General features: G+C 73.2%; 16 protein-coding genes and 3 pseudogenes. 14 read left to right on the forward strand and 5 right to left on the reverse strand.

Annotation, left to right across the window (positions count from 1 at the left end; translation table 11 throughout):
• Positions 1–44: 44 nt before the first annotated feature.
• Positions 45–533, reverse strand: coding sequence for a carboxymuconolactone decarboxylase family protein (locus tag ACLU3S_RS15005; protein WP_413952331.1), 489 nt, complete (start codon positions 531–533; stop codon positions 45–47).
• 124 nt (positions 534–657) lie between these two features.
• On the opposite strand from ACLU3S_RS15005, the gene ACLU3S_RS15010 reads away from it, so the two are divergent.
• The gene (locus ACLU3S_RS15010) at positions 658–1,638 is read left to right on the forward strand and encodes a pirin family protein (protein ID WP_413952332.1); all 981 of its coding nucleotides are present in this window, start codon (positions 658–660) and stop codon (positions 1,636–1,638) included.
• A gap of 28 nt (positions 1,639–1,666) precedes the next feature.
• Here ACLU3S_RS15010 and ACLU3S_RS15015 read toward each other — a convergent pair whose 3' ends face one another.
• Complete coding sequence (locus ACLU3S_RS15015) at positions 1,667–2,998, reverse strand: PP2C family protein-serine/threonine phosphatase (protein ID WP_413952333.1); 1,332 nt, start codon at positions 2,996–2,998, stop codon at positions 1,667–1,669.
• Between the two features lie 172 nt (positions 2,999–3,170).
• Between ACLU3S_RS15015 and ACLU3S_RS15020 the strand changes: the two genes are divergently transcribed.
• The gene (locus ACLU3S_RS15020; protein ID WP_413952334.1) at positions 3,171–3,503 is read left to right on the forward strand and encodes a cupin domain-containing protein; all 333 of its coding nucleotides are present in this window, start codon (positions 3,171–3,173) and stop codon (positions 3,501–3,503) included.
• Positions 3,504–3,616: 113 nt separating this feature from the next.
• Positions 3,617–4,420 (forward strand): polyphosphate kinase 2, encoded by an 804-nt coding sequence (ppk2, locus tag ACLU3S_RS15025; protein WP_413952335.1) that lies wholly within the window; start codon positions 3,617–3,619, stop codon positions 4,418–4,420.
• 228 nt (positions 4,421–4,648) lie between these two features.
• On the opposite strand, the pseudogene ACLU3S_RS15030 reads toward ppk2, so the two are convergent.
• Positions 4,649–5,179: pseudogene (locus ACLU3S_RS15030) on the reverse strand (transcriptional regulator); the annotation flags it as partial.
• On the opposite strand from ACLU3S_RS15030, the pseudogene ACLU3S_RS15035 reads away from it, so the two are divergent.
• Positions 5,168–5,581 (forward strand): annotated as a pseudogene (locus ACLU3S_RS15035) (SDR family NAD(P)-dependent oxidoreductase); the annotation flags it as partial. The pseudogenes ACLU3S_RS15030 and ACLU3S_RS15035 overlap by 12 nt on opposite strands.
• Positions 5,582–5,686: 105 nt before the next feature.
• Here ACLU3S_RS15035 and ACLU3S_RS15040 read toward each other — a convergent pair.
• Positions 5,687–6,559 (reverse strand): SGNH/GDSL hydrolase family protein, encoded by an 873-nt coding sequence (locus tag ACLU3S_RS15040; RefSeq protein ID WP_413952336.1) that lies wholly within the window; start codon positions 6,557–6,559, stop codon positions 5,687–5,689.
• Positions 6,560–6,887: 328 nt separating this feature from the next.
• On the opposite strand from ACLU3S_RS15040, the gene ACLU3S_RS15045 reads away from it, so the two are divergent.
• From ACLU3S_RS15045 to ACLU3S_RS15075, 7 genes are all read left to right on the forward strand, one after another.
• The gene (locus tag ACLU3S_RS15045) at positions 6,888–7,442 is read left to right on the forward strand and encodes a TetR family transcriptional regulator (RefSeq protein ID WP_413952337.1); all 555 of its coding nucleotides are present in this window, start codon (positions 6,888–6,890) and stop codon (positions 7,440–7,442) included.
• A gap of 539 nt (positions 7,443–7,981) precedes the next feature.
• On the forward strand, positions 7,982–8,320 hold the full coding sequence (locus tag ACLU3S_RS15050) for a GNAT family N-acetyltransferase (protein ID WP_413952338.1): 339 nt from the start codon (positions 7,982–7,984) through the stop codon (positions 8,318–8,320).
• 586 nt (positions 8,321–8,906) lie between these two features.
• Complete coding sequence (locus ACLU3S_RS15055; RefSeq protein ID WP_413952339.1) at positions 8,907–9,680, forward strand: polysaccharide deacetylase family protein; 774 nt, start codon at positions 8,907–8,909, stop codon at positions 9,678–9,680.
• Between the two features lie 226 nt (positions 9,681–9,906).
• Positions 9,907–11,061 carry an imelysin family protein gene (locus ACLU3S_RS15060; RefSeq protein ID WP_413952340.1) on the forward strand — a complete coding sequence of 385 codons (1,155 nt, stop codon included), beginning with the start codon at positions 9,907–9,909 and terminating at the stop codon, positions 11,059–11,061.
• Positions 11,058–12,290 carry an iron uptake transporter deferrochelatase/peroxidase subunit gene (efeB, locus tag ACLU3S_RS15065; RefSeq protein WP_413952341.1) on the forward strand — a complete coding sequence of 411 codons (1,233 nt, stop codon included), beginning with the start codon at positions 11,058–11,060 and terminating at the stop codon, positions 12,288–12,290. Before ACLU3S_RS15060 ends, efeB begins: the two co-directional genes overlap by 4 nt.
• Positions 12,291–12,462: 172 nt before the next feature.
• Positions 12,463–14,292 carry a phospholipase C gene (locus tag ACLU3S_RS15070; protein ID WP_413952342.1) on the forward strand — a complete coding sequence of 610 codons (1,830 nt, stop codon included), beginning with the start codon at positions 12,463–12,465 and terminating at the stop codon, positions 14,290–14,292.
• Positions 14,293–14,542: 250 nt separating this feature from the next.
• Positions 14,543–16,090 carry a N,N-dimethylformamidase beta subunit family domain-containing protein gene (locus tag ACLU3S_RS15075; protein WP_413952343.1) on the forward strand — a complete coding sequence of 516 codons (1,548 nt, stop codon included), beginning with the start codon at positions 14,543–14,545 and terminating at the stop codon, positions 16,088–16,090.
• Between the two features lie 59 nt (positions 16,091–16,149).
• Here the strand turns inward: ACLU3S_RS15075 and ACLU3S_RS15080 are convergent, their stop codons facing one another.
• Positions 16,150–16,317: a hypothetical protein gene (locus ACLU3S_RS15080; protein WP_413952344.1), complete on the reverse strand. Its 168-nt coding sequence runs from the start codon at positions 16,315–16,317 to the stop codon at positions 16,150–16,152.
• 216 nt (positions 16,318–16,533) lie between these two features.
• On the opposite strand from ACLU3S_RS15080, the pseudogene ACLU3S_RS15085 reads away from it, so the two are divergent.
• The 3 genes and pseudogenes from ACLU3S_RS15085 to ACLU3S_RS15095 all read left to right on the forward strand — a co-directional run bounded on the left by ACLU3S_RS15085 (position 16,534) and on the right by ACLU3S_RS15095 (position 18,579).
• Positions 16,534–16,628, forward strand: a pseudogene (locus ACLU3S_RS15085).
• Positions 16,629–16,999: 371 nt separating this feature from the next.
• A complete protein-coding gene (locus ACLU3S_RS15090) occupies positions 17,000–18,106 on the forward strand; it encodes a YihY/virulence factor BrkB family protein (RefSeq protein ID WP_413952345.1) in 1,107 nt (368 codons plus the stop codon).
• A 77-nt stretch (positions 18,107–18,183) separates the two neighbouring features.
• Positions 18,184–18,579 carry a VOC family protein gene (locus tag ACLU3S_RS15095; protein ID WP_413952364.1) on the forward strand — a complete coding sequence of 132 codons (396 nt, stop codon included), beginning with the start codon at positions 18,184–18,186 and terminating at the stop codon, positions 18,577–18,579.
• Positions 18,580–18,617 lie beyond the last annotated feature (38 nt).

The following is an 18,617-nucleotide window of genomic DNA, read 5'->3' on the forward strand; positions in this document are numbered from 1 at the left end:
GGCCGTCGGCCGGCGGCGGACCGGAGGCGGCGCGAGCCGGTGTCTCAGGCGGAGGACTCCGGACGGACCGGATGCCTGCTCATGATCGAGACGCGGTTGAAGGCGTTGATCGTGACGGCCACCCAGATCACCGCCGATATCTGGTCGGCGGTGAGGACGTCCCGTGCCGCGCCGTAGGCCCGGTCCTGGGCGTCGGCGTCCGAGGCGGCGGTGGTCGCCTCGGCGAGGGCGAGGGCGGCCCGCTCGGCGGGCGTGAACACTTCCGTGTCCCGCCAGGCGGCGAGCACACCGAGGCGCTGCGGGGTCTCCCCGGCGCGCAGAGCGGCGCGGGTGTGCACATGGAGGCAGTAGGCGCAGCCGTTGATCTGCGAGACGCGAAGGTTGACCAGTTCCACCAGGGCGCGGTCGAGGCCGGCGTCGGCGGCGACCGCCCGGACCGCCTCCGCGGTCTGCAGCAGCGCGTGGTAGGCCTTCGGGCTCTGCTTGTCGACGAAGATCCGCCGGGTGGCGCCGGCCGGGACGGGACTGGTCAACCTGGACTCCTCCGGATGGCGCGGCCCGGGCCTGGCCGGTGCACGTGCGCGATGCCGCGACGGGGGGCTATGCTCACTGCTAGTTGTTGAACATAAAACTATCATGGAGGGGAGGTGGGCTCGGATGAGCAACACCGAGACGCGGCCCGCCGAGATGCGGTGCGGCACGCCCGGAGAGGACCACCGGCAGGGCACGGCGGCCCCGGTGCAGGTGCTCGAGCCGCGGGACGTACCGCTCGGCGGACCGCGCGCGATGACCGTTCGGCGCACCCTTCCGCAGCGGGCCCGCACCCTGATCGGCGCCTGGTGCTTCGCCGACCACTACGGCCCCGACGACGTCGCCCGTACCGGGGGGATGGACGTCGCCCCGCACCCCCACACCGGGCTGCAGACCGTGAGCTGGCTGTTCAGCGGTGAGATCGAGCACCGCGACAGCCTGGGCAGCCACGCCCTGGTCCGTCCCGGCGAGCTGAACCTGATGACGGGCGGGCACGGCATCAGCCACTCCGAGGTGTCCACACCCGGCACCACCGTGCTGCACGGCGTCCAGCTGTGGGTCGCGCTGTCCGAACGGCACCGGCACACCCGCCCCGACTTCCAGCACCACGAACCCGCGCCGGTGCGCCTCGACGGTGCCGTCGTGCGGGTCTTCCTGGGCTCCCTCGCCGGCTCCGTCTCACCCGTTCCCACCTTCACCCCGCTGCTCGGCGCCGAGATCACCCTGGACCCGCGCGCCGCGCTCACCCTGGCCGTCGACCCGGGCTTCGAACACGGCGTCCTCGTCGACCAGGGCGACGTCCGCGCCGCCGGCACCCTGCTGCGCCCCGCCGAACTGGGCTATGTGCCCGACGGGGCCGGCGAGCTGCCCCTCGTCAACGAGTCCGACGCCCCGGCACGCGTCGTCCTGCTCGGCGGACCCCCGTTCGGCGAGGAGATCGTGATGTGGTGGAACTTCATCGGCCGCAGCCACGAGGACATCGCCCAGGCTCGCGAGGACTGGACGGTGGGCACCCGCTTCGGCGAGGTGAAGGGCTACGACGGCGATCCGCTGCCCGCGCCCGAGCTGCCGTCGGTGCCCCTCAAGCCGCGGGGCCGAGCACGCTGAGCCGGCATGCGGCACGACACCTTCGACGTCACGGTGCCGGGGTGCGCAGGGCGAGCAGGGCGACGTCGTCGTCGTACACCCCGCAGCTGGTGATCAGGGCGTCGCACAGCTCCTCCAGCGGAGCCCCGGCCAGGGAACCCGAATGCGCGGCCAGCTGCGCCAGGCCGGTGTCGATGTCCTGGCCGCGGCGCTCGACCAGCCCGTCGGTGAAGAGCAGCAGCGTGGCGCCGGGCGGGATGGGATGCGTGTGGCTGAAGCGTGGGACGGAGGGGTCGATGCCCACGGGGATCCCGTGGCGGGCGGGCGCCAGGTAGCCGGTGCTGCCGTCCGCCCCGATGAGCAGCGGGGGCGGGTGCCCGGCGTTGCTCCAGCAGAAGGCGTGTCCGTCACGGCCGTGGTCGATGCGCCCGAGCACCAGCGTGGCCGTCGGCGGGTCCTCCAGCATCGCCAGGGCGCGGTCCAGGCGCGACAGAACCGAGCTGGGCGTCCCCCACCGGTCGAGCGCGAGTGCCCACAGCATGTTGCGGATCTGGCCCATCAGCGGGGCGGCCTCGACGTCGTGGCCGGTCACGTCGCCCACCACCACGCAGGTCGCACCGTCGGGCAGGACCATGGCGTCGTACCAGTCCCCGCCCAGCCTGGACAGCTCGGACGCGGGCTCGTAGCGGGCCTCGGCCAGCAACGGCGCCAGGTCCGGGAGCACGGGCAGCATGCGGCGCTGGAAGTGCTCGGCGGCGCGAGCGAGGTGGGCGTACAGGCGGGCGTTCTCGATGCTGACGCTCGCGGCGCCGGCCAGCGCGGTCAGCAGCTGCTGGTCGTCGTCGTCGAACGGCGTACCGTCCGTCTTGTCGGCGAGGTAGAGGTCGCCGTACACGGTCCCGCGCACCATCAGCGGAACGCCGAGCAGGGTGCGCATGACCGGGTGCCCGGGCGGAAACCCGGCGGCGCGCGGGTGTGCCGACACGTCCGCCACCCGCAACGGCCGCCGGTCCGCCACCAGCGACTGCAGCACGCCGTGCCCCTGCGGCAACCCCATGTCGGCGCACAGCTGCGGGTCGTCGATCCCCACGGTGATCAGGTCGACGAAGGCGCCGCCCTCCCCCATGACGCCCAGGGCCCCGTAGCGCGCCCCGACGAGGTCGGCGGCCGCCTCCACGATGCGGTGCAGCACGCTGCGGCTGTCCATGTCGGCGCTGATCGCCGCGACGGCGCCGAGAAGCCGCCGCAGTCCGTGCCGGCCGAGGACGAGCTGCGGGGCGTCCGGAGGCGTCCCCCTCCGGGCCGCTTGCCGCGGCTGCCCGGCCGACGGGACGGCCGGCTGCGGGGTTTCCTGGGACCGCTGCCGTGGCTCGTGCACCATGGGGCTTCCTCCCGGTGCCGTCCGACGGAGTCATCACGTCGCCCTGCCTGCCACCCTACGCGCTCACCCGACCGGGAGCAGGTCCCGCGACACGACGGGCGCCGGCCGCGACAGTGGACACCGAGGGATGCGCAACCGGCATCCGGTCCCGACCCGGAAAGGTCCCACCACCATGAAGAAGTTCTCCCTCGACGCCCGCGTGCGCGAGCACCTGGAACGGGCCGCGGCGTCCTCCGCCGGCCGCAGCGCCGAGACCGTCTACGGCGGCCCTGAGCACGTCCTGCGCCAGACCCTCATCACCCTGCGCGCGGGCACCGTTCTCGCCGAGCACGAGAACCCCGGCGAGGCGACGGTGCTGGTGCTGCGGGGCCGCGTCGCGCTGCTGAGCGGGGAGGACCGGTGTGAGGGCAGGGCAGGGGACCTCCTCGTCGTACCGCCCGCCCGCCACAGCCTGGAGGCCGTCGAGGACGCCGCCGCGCTGCTGACCGTCGCCAAGGCCCCCTGACCGGCCGCGCGGGCGGCGGGGCCGCCGACAGGGTGCGGCAGCCGGCGACGATCGCCCCGTCTGCGGCCTAAGGTGTGAGTGATTCGGCGGTCGGCGGCGGTGATGGAGGCGGCATGGCCGGCAAGAAGACGGCGAAGTTGTCGCGCGAGGTCTACGAGAGGGAACTGCTGCGCCTGCAGACGGAATTGGTGAAGCTGCAGGAGTGGGTGCGGGCCGAGGGCGCCAGGCTGGTCGTGGTCTTCGAGGGGCGGGACGCCGCGGGCAAGGGAGGCACCATCAAGCGGGTCGCCGAGCACCTCAATCCGCGGGTGGCGCGGATCGCGGCGCTGCCCAGGCCGACCGAGCGCGAGCGCACCCAGTGGTACTTCCAGCGCTACGTCGAGCACCTGCCCGCCGCCGGGGAGATCGTGCTGTTCGACCGGTCCTGGTACAACCGGGCCGGCGTCGAGCACGTGATGGGCTTCTGCACCAAGGAGGAGCACCAGCTCTTCCTGCGCCAGTGCCCCGTCTTCGAGCGCATGCTGGTGGAGGACGGGATCCTGCTGCGCAAGTACTGGTTCTCGGTGAGCGACACCGAGCAGCAGGAGCGCTTCCGGCGCCGCCTGGAGGATCCGCTGCGCCGCTGGAAGCTGTCCCCCATGGACCTGGAGTCGATCACCCGGTGGGAGGCCTACTCCCGGGCGAAGGACGAGATGCTGGTCCACACCGACATCAGCGAGGCGCCCTGGTACGTCGTGGAGAGCGACGACAAGCGGCGGGCGCGGCTGAACATGATCGCCCATCTGCTCGACTCCGTCCCGTACCACGACGTACCGCCGCCGGTCCTGGAGCTTCCGCCCCGGCCGCCGTCCACCGGCTACGAGCGCCCGCCGCGCGATCTGCAGACCTACGTCCCCGACCACACGGCGGGCAACTGAGCCGCCGGCCGCCCTCCCGCACGGCCGCCGGGGACCACCGCGACCGGCCTTCACCCGTCGTGCACGGTGCCGTCGTACAGCCGGTTGACCGGCAAGTGGGCCGCCCGGTACGGGAAGTGACGCGCCGCCTCCACGTCCCGGTCGGCTCCGGGCCCCGGGGCGCTGGACGGGTGCAGCGGAGGCTACTCTCCGCCGAACACCGCGCAAACGGCCCGGCGTCAGGGGGACTCAGCGGGGCGCGGTCATGCGCTGGGTGCCGATGACCGACAGCAGCCGCAGGGCCTCCTCCGAGGGTGAGCCGGGCACGGCGGTGTAGATGACGACCTGCTGGTCGCGGTCGGTCAGGTCGAGGGCGTCGCAGTTGACGGTGACCGGGCCGACCAGCGGGTGCTGGAAGGTCTTGCGCAACGTCGGCTCCGTGTCCACGTCGTGCGAGGCCCACAGCCCGGCGAACTCCTCGCTGCCGTCCAGGAGTTCACGGATCAGCCCGCTGAGCTCGGGGTCGTCGGGGTAGCGGGCGGCGGCGCTGCGCAGCCGGCGCGCGGCGTGGCGTGCGAACGCGTCGGCGTCGGACACGCCGTACAGCCGGCGCCCCTCGGTGCGCGGGCCGAGGAAGGCCCGGCGGGCCAGGTTGCGCTCGCGCCGGGGCAGGGCGGAGAAGTCCTCCATGAGTGCGGCCGCCAGCTCGTTCCAGGCGAGCACCTCCATGCTGGCCGAGGTGACGAAGGCGGCGGACTGCGGCAGCCGGTGAAGGGCGTCTGGCTGGCCATGGCCGCCGAGGTCGCCGCCATACGGGCCACCGCCGGGGCGGGTGCCATCGTCAACAACTCGTCCGTCGGCAGCCTCCGGGGCAACCCCGAACTGCCCGTGTACGGTGCGATGAAGCGGGCGGTGAACAGCCTCACCGAGTCGGCCGCGGTGACGTACGGCCCGGAGGGCATCCGCGTCAACGCGATCGCCCCCGGCTTCACGCCGACGGAGATGACCCGGGCCTGGGAGGCCGCCTCGCCCGGTGTGCGGCAGCGGATCACGGCGTCCATCCCGCTGCGTCGCGCGGCGGACCCGGAGGAGATCGCCCAGGCCGCCGCATGGCTCCTGAGCGACCGGGCCTCCTTCGTGACCGGCACGGTGCTCCCGGTCGACGGCGGAGCACGCGCCTGATCCGCCGGTGCCCGCCCCTTGGTCGCGGAGCCCGGGACCCGTCGCTGGACGCACCTGCGTTCGGCGCCGGGCCCCAGGTGTACGACGGCCGGGGCGGGCCGTGGGTCAGCCGAGGCCGAGGACGCTCATCGTGCGCTCGGCCATGCGCCGCTCGCCGAGCGCGTTGGGGTGGACCGGGACGAGGTTCCGCCCGAACAGCAGCGGCTCGATCCACCGGGTGCCGACGGCCTGGCACGCGTCGTGGCCTGCGGACGCCTGGGAGAAGTCCACGTACGTGGCGCCGGTCTCCTCGGCGGCGCGCTGGACGACGGCGTTGAGATGGGCCTGCATCTCGTGCAGATAGGGCACATCGCCGGAGGCGATCGGCAGTTGGGCGTAGCAGGACGGGACGGCGGCGGCGGGCGTGATCCACGGGTAGCCGAGCACCGCCACGCGGGCGCCCGGCGCCTTGGCCCGGACGGCCCGCAGGGCGGACTTCAGCGCGGGATAGGTCTTCGTGTCGATCGCGTCGTCGAACGACGATCCGTACGCGTCCTTGCAGGGGCTGCCCTTGCCCCCGGTGAGGATGCCCGCACTCCCGCAGGCGAGCATGGCGTTGATGAAGGTGCCGTTGTCGTTGCCGCCGATGGTCAGGGTCACCAGGTCGGTGTTCGAGGTGACCGCGTCGGCCTGCGGGGCCACGCCCGGGTACTGGGCCTGGGTGAAGTCCTTGGTCTGGGCGGCGCCGCAGGTGACGTCCGTCAGCCGGGCGCCCGTGCGGGCGGCGATGACGTGCGGATAGTTCGCGGTGGAGCGCAGGCAGAGCAGGTTGCCGGTGTCGATGGGCAGGACGCCGGAGGCGGCGCTGTAACTGTCGCCGAGGGCGGCGTAGTCGAGGGTGGACGTGGCGTGGGCGGGGGCCGCGGTGAGGCCGAGGGTCAGGGCACCGGCGAGTGCGGAGGCGGCCGCGACGACACGGCGCAGGGCAGGAAGGGGCATGGGGTTCCCTCTTCTCGGGATAGGACGCAGGGCGGGCACGACGGAGCCCGGGCGTGTGCTGGTTCGCGAGAATGTGCGGCTCAGGGCAGGGGGGAGTGCCGGTCGCCGGGGGCGTGGACGTGGGGGCGCACGCACGACGACGGCCGTGAGGTGGGGGTTGCGGGATTACCGCCGGGTAGTACCGATAAGTAATGTGCGGTCACCGCACCCCCGAGTCAACATTGTTGACCGAACTTCTTGAAACCCTCACCGAACCGGGCTGCCAACTCCCCTGCCATGTATACGAGTTCGCCGATCACCGCGGCCGGACGCCACCTATCCTGACCCCATGCTGCAGACCGGATCCGGCTCCTCCACCCGCGACGCCATCCGTACCGCCGCCACCCGGTTGTTCCGGAACCACGGGTTCGCGAGGACCACCGTCCGCCGGATCGCGGCGGAGGCCGGGACCGACCCCGCGCTGGTGATCCGGCACTTCAAGAGCAAGGAGTTGCTGTTCCTGGAGACGATGCATCTGACGATCGACGACGCGCCGCTGCTCGACGTCCCGCTCGAGCAGCTGGGAGAACGGCTCGCCACGCTGCTGCTCGACCTCGACGGTGCGGCGCGCGGCATCTTCCTCGCCCTGGTGCACGGCAGCAACGAGCCGCAGATCCTGGGCCGCTTGCGCGAGACCCACGAGCGGGTGTTCGTCGGCCCCCTGCGCGACCGGCTGTCCGGCCCGGACGCCGACCTGCGGGCACGGCTGGCGGCGGCCCTGGCCGGCGGGCTGCTGTACGCGCTGTGGGTGGCGCGGGACGAGAGCCTGCTGCAGACGGAACGCAAGGAACTCATCACCCGCTACGGCGCCCTCTTCCAGGAGATCCTGACGCCACGCGACTGACGGAGCGCGACGCCGCCTCCACGGGACGCTCGTCCCCGAACGGCGCCCTCGCGCGCGGACCTTCGCACAGTACGCCTTCGCGCACGACACACCCCGCACACCTCCACACCTCACGACCGGCCGAAAGGCCACGCCCACCCCCGCGAGACCGTCGCCCCGAACGGCGCCACCCCGGCCACGCCCGCCCAGCACGCCCCGCGGACCTGGGCGAACGGCCTTCGTTGCCGACAGTGCGGGACCGCCCCAGGAGCGTTGGCACGACACGTCGCCGCCGCCGGCGGGCCCGTCACCGACACCGGCGCTCATGACCTGCGGGAACGGCTATAGAGTGCGGTGTGTGGTGGAACGTTCTCCGGCCGCGGGCATGGCCGCGCGGGTGCCGTCCTGTCCGGCGAGGGCATGGGGCAGGCATGCGACCGCCTCGGCCGCGCCCGGGGCGCCCCTGCTCCGGACCGACTCCGCCCTCCCTCCGAACGCCGCCGCCCTCGCCCCGCGCCGCATCCCGCCGCGCCGGTGCCCCTCCCGCCGAAAGGACGATCATGAACCAGTCCTCCCCCGCGCCCGTCGTCGAGCGGGTCGACGCACGGCACCGCTACGAGATCCGGGTCGGCGGCGAGCGCGCCGGCCTCACTGCCTATCGTGACCGCGGCGACCAGCGTGTCTTCTTCCACACCGAGGTCGACGACGCCTACGCCGGACAGGGCCTGGCCGGGCAGCTGGTCCAGTACGCGCTCACGGACGTGCGCGCCCTCGGCAAGCGGATCGTCCCGGTGTGCCCGTACGTCGCCAAGTTCCTGAAGAAGCACGAGGAGTTCGCGGACATCACGGACCCGGTGACCCCCCAGATCCTCGACTGGCTGGACTCCCAGGGGGACTGATACCGCACCGGCAACAGCGGGGCGACGCTCGGCAGGACCACCGCCAGGGTGGGGCTGCGCCGCCCCGGCGGCCCGGACAGGGTGCCGAGTGCGGTGAGTGACCAGGTGCGGCCCGGCACGGACGGAACGCAGGCCGCGCAGCCGTCGCGGGCGAGGAACGCGAGCGTTCCGGCGAGCAGTTCCGGCGGCACCGCGCACACCGGGGCCGGCAGCATCGGCGGCCGGATCCGGGGCAGGGGCACTGCTCTGCGGACAGCAGGACGCTGTCGATGGCGGAGATGCCCGGCGGCAGACTGAGCATGATCCTCGTCAGGGCCTCGGGCCGGGGCGGCCCGGTCGTCGTGTCGTACGTTCCCGCCGCTGGTGGCGGCATCTAGGATCACCCCGTCCCTCGGGCCCGGCACGGTGCGTGCGCGTCACGGGGTACCCCGCCGCAGCCGGTGCGTGCCCCTCGCCGCCCGGCGCCGGAGGTCCACGTTCCGCCGCGGAATTGTCCGTGATCGGTAACAGGGGGAGCCCGCGCTGCTTCCCGGCCGTCCTGCCAGGTGCACGAGGACCCAACGACACGGCGAGGAGCGGGGCGGACATGGCGCGGCACGGCGGGCGGGGATGGTACGGCCGGGTGATCGGGGCGGCGGTCGGGGTGACGGCGGTGGCCACCGCGGCCTCGCTGTGGACCGCGCAGGCCGGCCAGCCCGGGGGCGCCCCGGCCGCACGGGGCGCCGCGGGCCGCCCCGCCGCTCCCCAGGCCGCGCCCCTGTCCCCCGTCATCGCCCACGCCTCCGACCGGGGCGAGCACGCCGTCAACATCACCATCGACGACGGCCCGGACCCGGTCTGGACGCCGCAGGTGCTGCAGGTGCTGCGCGAGAACGGCGTGAAGGCGACGTTCTGCATGATCGGCACCCAGGCCCAGGCGCACCCGGAGGTGGTCAGGCAGGTGGTGGCGGCCGGGCACCGGCTGTGCGACCACACCGTGTCGCACGACACCTCGATGGACAAGAAGTCCCAGGCCTACCAGTCGCAGCAGATCATGGACGCCCAGCGGCAGATCACGGCCGCGTCCGGCGGCGTGCGGCCGATGTACTACCGGGCACCGGGCGGCGCCTTCACGCCGTACAGCCGGCACCTCGCGGCCTCGCACGGGATGCGGCCGCTGGGCTGGAACGTCGACTCCAAGGACTTCGAGCGGCCGGGCACCGACGCCGTCGTCGCCACCGTCAAGGGCGAGCTGGGCAACGGTCCCACCCTCCTGTTCCACGACGCGGGCGGCGACCGCTCGCAGACCGTGGCCGCGCTGCGCACCCTGCTGCCCTGGCTGAAGCAGCAGGGCTACGCCTTCGGTTTCCCGGTGCGCTGACCGGGCCGCACCGCCCCGGGTCGTGCCAACGACCGGTGAACCAGGGGGGAATTCTCGGCCATTGACGTGCCGGGACGGCTGTTCGGTTCCGTGGCGGTGTCTACCATGAGGCCGTCCCGCCGGCGATCCTGCCGCGCGGACCGCTGCGTACGCCGTCCCGGAAAGGCTCAGCATGCCGTTGCCCCGCCTCGGCACGCCGTCGGCTCGTCTCCGGACGGCCCCGGCCGTGTTCCTCGTCCTCGCCGTGGGCGTCGCGGGCGCCGAACTGGCCGTCTCCGTCCAAGGCCCGCGGCACGAGCGGGCCTTGGACGACAAGGGCCGGCACGTCGTCGTCGAGGTGTCGAAGAGCCGCTGCGGCCGCGGCTGGACGCGTCCCGAGCCCGGGGTGCAGACCTTCGACCTGCACAACTCCTCCGACGGCGCCGCCGAGGTGTACCTGGAGGACCCGGGCAGCCACGTGGTGTACGGCGAGGTTGAGGGCATCGGCCCGGGTACGACACGGCAGTTGACCGTCCGGGTCGGCAAGGGGGCGTACGCCTTCATGTGCGTGCCCGACGACGCCGACGCCGTGACCGGACCCACCGTCCGGGTCACGAGCGGCCGGCGCGGTCCGGGCGCCGCGCCCGTCACCGAGCACGACCTCATCCCGCCCGCGCTCGCCTACCAGAAGTGGGTCGGCAGCGGGCTCTTGGACGTCGTCCGGCTGACGACGGCGCTGCGGGACGCGATCGACCGCGGGGACCTCGCCGCCGCCCGGTCGGCCTGGCTGCCCGCGCATCTGCAGTACGAGCGGCTCGGGGCGGCGTACGACGCCTTCGCGGACGCGGACGCCCGGATCGACGGCACCGACGCGGGGCTGCCCGGCGGGGTGCACGACAAGGACTTCGCCGGGTTCCACCGGATCGAGTACGGGCTGTGGCACGGCGCGTCGCCCAGGGCCCTGCGGGCGCCGGCGGCGGCGCTGGTGAAAGCGGTGACCGGCCTGCGGGACAGCTGGTCGCAGGCGCGCATGGACCCCGCCCAGCTGGGTCTGCGCGCGCACGAGATCCTGGAGGACACGATGCGGTTCGAGCTGACCGGCCGCACCGACTACGGCAGCGGCAGCGACCTCGCCACCGCCCGGGCCAACCTCGACGGCACCCGCGAGGTCCTGTCCCGGCTGCGCCCGCTGCTCGCCACCCGCTACGCCGATCTCCCCGGCCTGGACAGGGCCGTGGACCGAGCCGGGAGGACCCTGGACGGCTTACGGCACGGTTCCCGCTGGACCCCGCTCGCCCGGCTGACCCGCGGCCGGCGCGAGCACGTCGACGCGGTCCTCGGCGACCTGGTGGAGCGGCTGGCGTCGGTGGCGACCCTGTGCGACCCCCGGAGGACCGCGTGAGCACCGCCGAACGTCCCGAACGGCGCGAGGGCCTGGGCCGGCGCGGCTTCCTGCGCGGCGCCGCCCTCGCCGGGGCCGGCCTCGCCACGAGCGCCGCCGCACCCGAGGCCCCGGGGACCTCGTCGGCGCCGGTCGCCCCGTTCCACGGGGTGCACCAGGCCTCGGCGATCGAGGCTCCCCGCCGCACCTGCGTGTTCGCCTCTCTCGACGTGACGGCCGAGAACCGCGCCGAACTCACCGAGCTGCTGCGCACGCTGACCGGCCGGGCCCGCTTCCTCACCTCCGGCGGCACGCCGTCCCCGGTGGGCATCACCGGCCCGCCCGCCGACTCGGGCATCCTCGGCGACCGGCTGCCGTCCGGGCAGCTGGCCGTGACGGTCGGCGTCGGCGCCTCGCTGTTCGACGACCGGTTCGGGCTGTCCGCGCTGCGGCCCCGGCGGCTGACCGCCATGCCGGCCTTCCCCGACGACGACCTGGACTCCGCGTGGTGCCACGGCGACCTCAGCCTCCAACTCCACACCGACGAACCGGACACCGCCCTGCACGCGCTGCGGGACATCGCCCGGCACACCCGGGGCGGCCTGCAGGTCCGCTGGCGGCTGGACGGCTTCACCAGCCCGCCCCGGCCCTCCGGCACCCCGCGCAACCTGATGGGGTTCAAGGACGGCACGGCCAACCCGGACGCCACCAGCCCGCGCGAGATGGACCAATTCGTGTGGGTCGGCCGGGACATGGGCGAGCCGGACTGGGCGGTGGGCGGCAGCTACCAGGTCGTCCGGCTGATCCGCATGCTGGTGGAGTTCTGGGACCGGGTCTCGCTGAGCGAGCAGGAGCGGATCTTCGGCCGCGCGCGCTTCTCCGGCGCTCCGCTGGACGGCGACCACGAGCACGACACGCCGCGGTACGCCGACGACCCCAAGGGTGACGTCATTCCGCTGGACGCACACATCCGGCTCGCCAACCCGCGCACGCCCGGCACCGCCGGCCAGCGTCTGCTGCGCCGCGCCTACAACTACGACCGGGGCACGGACCGCAGCGGCAACCTCGACATGGGTCTGCTGTTCTGCTGCTACCAGCAGGATCTGAAGCGGCAGTTCGAGACCGTGCAGCACCGGCTGGCGGGCGAGCCGCTGACGGACTACATCAGCCCGTTCGGCGGCGGCTACTTCTTCGTACTGCCCGGCGTGCGGGACGCTTCGGACTGGTACGGGCGCGCCCTGCTGGCCTGAAACCGTCCGTACCACGGGCCACGCGAGTCAACACACAGTCAAGTTTTGCCATGGCGTTCCTGACGTGCTGTTCACCGACGCGTCATCATGGCTCCGCCGCAACGCCCTGCACGGGGGTCACCATCCGTGCTCGTACGACGAACAGAGGTTCCGTCCGGAGGGGTTGACCACCATGGCCAGCAGAGGAAGACGAGCCGCGATGCGGAGCCTGGGCGCGCTGGCGGGAGCCGCGGCGCTCACCGTGCTCGGCGGCAACGCGCCCGGCTGGGCGGCAGCGCCCTCCGCGGCGCAGGGCGGGCACTCGTCGACCGCGACGCCCATCAAGCACGTCGTCGTGCTCTTCGACGAGAACATCTCCTTCGACCACTACTTCGCCACCTACCCGAGGGCCGCCAACACCGACGGCACGAAGTTCACCGCGTCGAAGCACACGCCGAAGGACATCGACACCCTCGCGCACGCCGGCCTGCTGGAGCACAACCCGAACCAGTACGCGCCCAAGCGGCTCTCCCCGTCCCAGGCGATGACCTGCGACCAGAACCACTCCTACGGCCCCGAGCAGTACGCCTACAACGGCGGCAGGGCCGACCAGTTCGTGCAGAACACCGAGGTCGACAAGTGCAGCGGCGGCCTGTTCGGCGAGCCGGGCCTGGGGATGGACTACTACGACGGCAACACCGTCACCGGGCTGTGGAACTACGCCCAGCACTACGCGCTGAGCGACCGCTCCTACAGCTCGAACTACGGCCCGTCCACTCCCGGCGCCATCAACCTGGCCTCCGGCAACACGCACGGCGTGATCTCGGTCGACCCGGCCACCGGCAAGCAGACGCCGACGCCCGACCCGTACGCGGTGCAGTCGCCCGACGCCCACGGTGTCGGAACGATGATCAACGACCCCGATCCGGCCTGGGACGACTGCTCCGGCAAGGACCACACCAGCACCAACGCGCTGGCGGCGATGCGGGGCAGGAACATCGGTGACCTGCTCAACGCCACACAGGTGAGCTGGGGCTGGTTCCAGGGCGGCTTCCGCCCGTCGGCCGCGTGGGACGGCACGTCCGGCTCGTACGCCAGGTGCGACACCACGCACACCAATGTGGGCGGCGCCGCCGTGGTGGACTACAGCCCGCACCACAACCCGTTCTCGTACTACAAGTCGACGGCCAACCCGCACCACCTGCCGCCGAAGAGCGTCTCCGAGATCGGCCACGCCGGGCAGGCCAACCACAACTACGACCTGACCGACTTCTCCGCCGCGCTCAAGGCGGGCAAGCTGCCGGCCGTCAGCTTCCTCAAGGCCGCGTCGTACCAGGACGGGCACGCGGGCTACTCCGACCCGCTCGACGAGCAGCACTTCCTGGTGAACGAGATCAACGCGATCCAGAGCGCGCCGCAGTGGAGCTCCACCGCGATCGTGGTCGCCTACGACGACTCCGACGGCTGGTACGACCACGCCTACGTCGCCCCGCGCAACGGCTCCAAGGACACCTCGCTCGGCTCCAACGGCAAGGCGACCGACAGCCCCGCCTGCCAGAACGGGCCGAAGGCGTCCGGCGGTTACGCCGACCGCTGTGGCCCCGGCACCCGCCAGCCGCTGCTCGCGATCTCGCCGTACAGCAAGGTCAACAAGGTCGACCACACCCTGACCGACCAGGCGTCCATCATCCGGTTCATCGAGGACAACTGGCGCACCGGCCGCATCGGGGACCACTCCTTCGACGCCACGGCCGGCTCGCTGTCGGGCATGTTCGACTTCCGGCACCCGAACGGCAGGCAGGTGCTGCTGAACGCCGACGGCTCGGTGAGGTCGGTCGGCCCGATCAGGCACGTCGCCCCGGTGGCCACGAGCATCACCCCGGGCCCGGCCATGCAGAACGCGGCCGCGACGACCGACGCCTCCGGCTTCCCGGTGCTCCCGGTGGGCCTCGGTGCGGGCGCGCTGCTGGCCGCGGGCGCGACCGGCACCTACCTGACGCTGCGCCGCAGGCAGCAGGCCTGATCACCCGACAGTCGGGTGCGCCCCCGGACGCCGTCCGGGGGCGCACGCATACGCCTCGGGGACCCGCCGGACAGCGGCCTTCCCGATCGTCGGCGTGTTGCTGGGACGGCGCGATGTCGTTTCAGGGGGCACACGCCCGCCCGCGCCGTCCTGGCCGGTTCCGACCGGGCGCGGCCCGTCCCGGCGGGCGCGGGGTTGCGCCCGGCCGAGGGCCGTCGGGACGCTGGAGCGGACGCATCGGGGAGGTGACGTGGCTCCGGATTCCAGCACCGTGCCGAGCGACGGACCCGGCCTCGGCCGTCGGCGCTTCCTCGCCGCCTGCGCCGGTCTCGGCCTCGCCGGGTGCACCTCCGCGCCCCGGCATGCCACCGGCACGCACGCGCGGCGGCGGCTCAGGCCGGAGACGGAGCGGGACGCGCCCGGCACCGCCGACTGGCGGCTCGGCTCCACCGGCCCGGCGGACGCGGTGGCGGGCTACACGGACCGGGTGAGCGTGACACCGGGCGAGAGCTTCGGACTGCACGTGTCCACCACCGCCGCGTCCTTCCGGGTCTGCGCCTTCCGGGTCGGCTGGTACGGCGGACGGCAGGCCCGCCGGATCTGGGTCTCGGACCGCATACCCGGCCGCGCCCAGCCGCCCCCGCACGTGCTGCCCGCCACCCGCACCGTGCGCGCCGACTGGCCCGCCACCCTGACCGTGGACACGGCCGGCTGGCCCGAGGGGGCGTATCTGCTGCGGCTGGAGGCGGACGGCGGGCACCAGCGGTACGTCCCGCTGATCGTCCGTTCCACCGAGGGCACGGGCCGTACGGTCCTGCTGCACGCCCCGGCCACCTGGCAGGCGTACAACCGCTGGGGCGGCAGCAGCCTCTACGCCGGCGCGTCCGGCGCGTACGCCACGCGGTCCCTCGCGGTCTGCTTCGACCGCCCCTACGACGGCAGCGGCGCCGAGAAGTTCCTGGTGTACGAGCGGGCGCTGGTGGTGCTGGCCGAGCGCCTGGGCATCCCGCTCGCCTACAGCACCGGCGTCGACGTCCACCGGGATCCGGCGGTGCTGCGGGGCGCGCACGCCGTCGTCTGCCTGGGCCACGACGAGTACTGGACGCCCGAGCAGCGGGCGCACGTCACGGCCGCGCGGGACGCCGGGACGAACGTCGCCTTCCTCGGCGCGAACACCTGCTTCCGCCGGGTCAGGCTGGCGGCCGGCGAGCGGGCTGAGGACCGTACGGTGGTGTGCTACAAGACCTCCTACCGGGCCGACCCCTGCTACGCGTCCCAGCCCGCGCTGGTCACCACCGACTACCGGCTCCCGCCCGGCGCCGACCCCGAGTCCTCCCTGACCGGCGTGCTCTACGAGGGCTACCCCGTGGACGCGCCGTATGTCGTCCGGGCGGCCGGCCACTGGCTGTACGAGGGCACCGGCGTCCGCGCCGGGGACGGCTTCGCGCACCTGGTCGGCGTGGAGTACGACCGGGTCACCCCGAGCGCCCCGGCGCCCGGCCCGCTGGAGATCACCGCGCACTCCCCGCTGGTGTGCGGTGGCCGCCCCAGTCACAGCGACTCGGCGTACTACACGGCTCCCGGCAAAGCGGGCGTCTTCGCCACCGGCACCCTGCGCTGGGTGGAGGGCCTCGTGGCCGGGACGGGCGAACTCGGCCTCGACCACGGCATGGACGCCCGTACCAGGGCCTTCGTCACCCGCACCACGGAGAACCTCCTGCGCACCTTCGCGCAGGGCCCGGCGGCCCGGCACGCCCCGCCGCCGCGTGCCAACGTGTCTGAGGTGTACGGGGCTTGAGGCCGGGGCAGCGGGGTCCCTACGGTCGCACCGGGTCTCAGCGGGCGCAAGGCACCTCGTCAGGCTCCCTCCGATCGCATCCGGTCCCGGCGGGCCGTGTTGTACAGCCGCCACAGATGCTTGGCCACCGCGCAGGGCACGGAATCGGCGCGGCACTGCCGGCATGCGTGGAGGTGCTGCTCGTACTGGATCCGCGCGTCTTCGACGGCGTCATTGGCAGAAGACATGGACATCTCCGGGCAGGGCGCGTCCTGGGACGCGTCAAGTGACTGACTGATACCCCCGGAGGAGAAGGTGATCATGTTACTGCCGGTACTGGGAAATCGGCCGGAAATGGCGGGCGTTCGGACCCGACGGGGCGTCAGCAGCGTGTCAGCGCTCGGTCAGTGCGTCCTGCCACTGTTGTTCACGTGAGCGGCACGGGAAACCGGAGCCGGACACAGGGAGAGGTGCCCGGAGTGGCTTATCGGGGACCAGCGAGCACGGCTCACGGTCGGGCCCCCAGGGGCCCACGCAGGTTCAAATCCTGCCCTCTCCGCGCGTGGGCATCGGCGGGGCCCGTGACTCGGCCGGGCCCCCCGGCGAACACGCTGCCCGCCCCGACGGCGTAGTGCGCCGGCCCGGAGCAGCCGATGGACGGGGTGATCAGCAGGCCGACGGTCAGCGGCGCGGGCCGCGTGCTCGCGGTCGGGAACTCGCGGCGCCGCTGCCCGTGCGCGGGTACCCGAACCACCCGCCGGCCTCGCCCGCGGTGACCCGGTCGGACTCCTTCCAGGCGTCCCCCGCGGGCGTGCAGACCCGCAGCCGCACGGGGGCGGCGTGCCGGGGCGCCGCCCGCGGAGCTCCGATCGAGCCGCCTCCGTCGGCGGACCCGGGCTTGACCGGGTGCTCACGGGTTACTCGACGGGTATGGCGAAGCTGCATCTTCCAGGTCACAAGGACACGCACGACCATGATCGGGACCAGGCTCCCCGGGTGCCGTCGCCTCAGGAGGCCGGGCCGGACCAGGAGGTCGAACGGGCGGCGCCCGAGACACCGACGAAGCTGCCGAGGCGGGCCTGGGGAGCGGTCCTCAGAGGCAGCCTGAAGGAATTCAAGGACGACGGCCTCACCGACCGGGCCGCCGCGCTGACCTACTACGGGGTGCTCTCCCTGTTCCCCGCCCTGCTGGTGCTGGTCTCGCTGCTGGGGATCGCCGGCAGGTCGGTCACCGACCGGGTGCTCGCCAATCTCCAGCACCTGGCCCCCGGCTCCGCGCGGGACATCATCACCCGGGCCGTGCAGCAGCTGCAGAACCACTCCGGCACCGGGTCGGTCGTGGCCGTGGTGGGCATCGTGCTGGCGGTGTGGTCGGCGTCGGCGTACGTGGCGGCGTTCACCCGTGCCGCGAACGCCGTGTACGACATGCCGGAGGGCCGGCCGGTGTGGAAGCTGCTGCCGGTGCGGATCGGGGTCACGGTGGTGCTGATGGTGCTGGCGGTGATCAGCTCGCTGATCGTGGTCTTCACCGGCGCCCTGGCCCGCCGGGCCGGGCAGGCGCTCGGCATCGGGGACACCGCGCTGACCGTCTGGTCGATCGCCAAGTGGCCGGTGCTGGTCCTGCTGGTCACGGTGATGATCGCGATCCTGTACTGGGCCACCCCGAACGCCAAGGTCGCAGGCTTGCGGTGGATCACGCCGGGCAGCCTCCTGGCACTGCTGATCTGGATGGCCGCCTCGGCGGGGTTCGCGTTCTACGTCTCCAACTTCGCCTCGTACAACAAGACCTACGGCACCATGGCCGGCGTCATCGTCTTCCTGGTCTGGCTGTGGATCAGCAACCTGGCGATCCTGCTGGGGCTGGAGTTCGACGCGGAGACCCTGCGGCAGCGGGCCATCGCCGGCGGGCTCCCGCCCGGGGCCGAGCCCTACACCCGGCCCCGCGACACCACGAAGTGGGACGAGGCGGACGTCCGCCGCATGGACGGCGCCTGGCCCGGAGCCGCGCCCTGCCGTCGGCGCCGGGGCGCCGACTAGGCTGGGAGACGGCATCGCGTGCCGGTCACCGGCCGGGTGAGGCATGGAGGTGCCGGGACATGCCTCGGAGGCATTCCTTGTCGGTCGAGTTCAATCACACCATCGTCCACGCCCGGGACAACCGGGAGTCCGCCCGCTTCTTCGCGGAGCTGCTGGGCCTGGAGATCACAGCGGAGTGGGGCCCGTTCATAGCCGTCGGCCTGAGCAACGGCGTCACGCTGGACTTCGCCACCATCCCGGCGGACGACATCACCCCGCAGCACTACGCCTTCCTGATCTCCGAGGAGGAGTTCGACGCGGCGTACGCCCGCATCACCGAGCGCGGCGTCGAGCACTACGCCGACCCGCACCGGCGCCACCCCGGCGCGATCAACCACAACGACGGCGGCCGGGGCGTGTACTTCATGGATCCGGCGGGCCACGCCATGGAACTGATCACGGTCCCGTACGGCGGATGGCCGGCTCGGCCGTAGCGCGGCCCCACCGACGACAGGACGTCCGGGCCGGCCTC

Source organism: Streptomyces sp. AF1A (assembly GCF_047340315.1).
GTDB lineage: Bacteria > Actinomycetota > Actinomycetes > Streptomycetales > Streptomycetaceae > Streptomyces.

Bases quoted from the DNA above. Each gene is read 5' to 3' on its own strand.
- ACLU3S_RS15010 (WP_413952332.1), top strand. From the start codon at position 658: ATGAGCAACACCGAGACGCGGCCCGCCGAGATGCGGTGCGGCACGCCC.
- ACLU3S_RS15015 (WP_413952333.1), bottom strand. From the start codon at position 2,998: ATGGTGCACGAGCCACGGCAGCGGTCCCAGGAAACCCCGCAGCCGGCC.
- ACLU3S_RS15020 (WP_413952334.1), top strand. From the start codon at position 3,171: ATGAAGAAGTTCTCCCTCGACGCCCGCGTGCGCGAGCACCTGGAACGG.
- ppk2 (WP_413952335.1), top strand. From the start codon at position 3,617: ATGGCCGGCAAGAAGACGGCGAAGTTGTCGCGCGAGGTCTACGAGAGG.
- ACLU3S_RS15040 (WP_413952336.1), bottom strand. From the start codon at position 6,559: ATGCCCCTTCCTGCCCTGCGCCGTGTCGTCGCGGCCGCCTCCGCACTC.
- ACLU3S_RS15045 (WP_413952337.1), top strand. From the start codon at position 6,888: ATGCTGCAGACCGGATCCGGCTCCTCCACCCGCGACGCCATCCGTACC.
- ACLU3S_RS15050 (WP_413952338.1), top strand. From the start codon at position 7,982: ATGAACCAGTCCTCCCCCGCGCCCGTCGTCGAGCGGGTCGACGCACGG.
- ACLU3S_RS15055 (WP_413952339.1), top strand. From the start codon at position 8,907: ATGGCGCGGCACGGCGGGCGGGGATGGTACGGCCGGGTGATCGGGGCG.
- ACLU3S_RS15070 (WP_413952342.1), top strand. From the start codon at position 12,463: ATGGCCAGCAGAGGAAGACGAGCCGCGATGCGGAGCCTGGGCGCGCTG.
- ACLU3S_RS15080 (WP_413952344.1), bottom strand. From the start codon at position 16,317: ATGTCTTCTGCCAATGACGCCGTCGAAGACGCGCGGATCCAGTACGAG.
- ACLU3S_RS15090 (WP_413952345.1), top strand. From the start codon at position 17,000: ATGGCGAAGCTGCATCTTCCAGGTCACAAGGACACGCACGACCATGAT.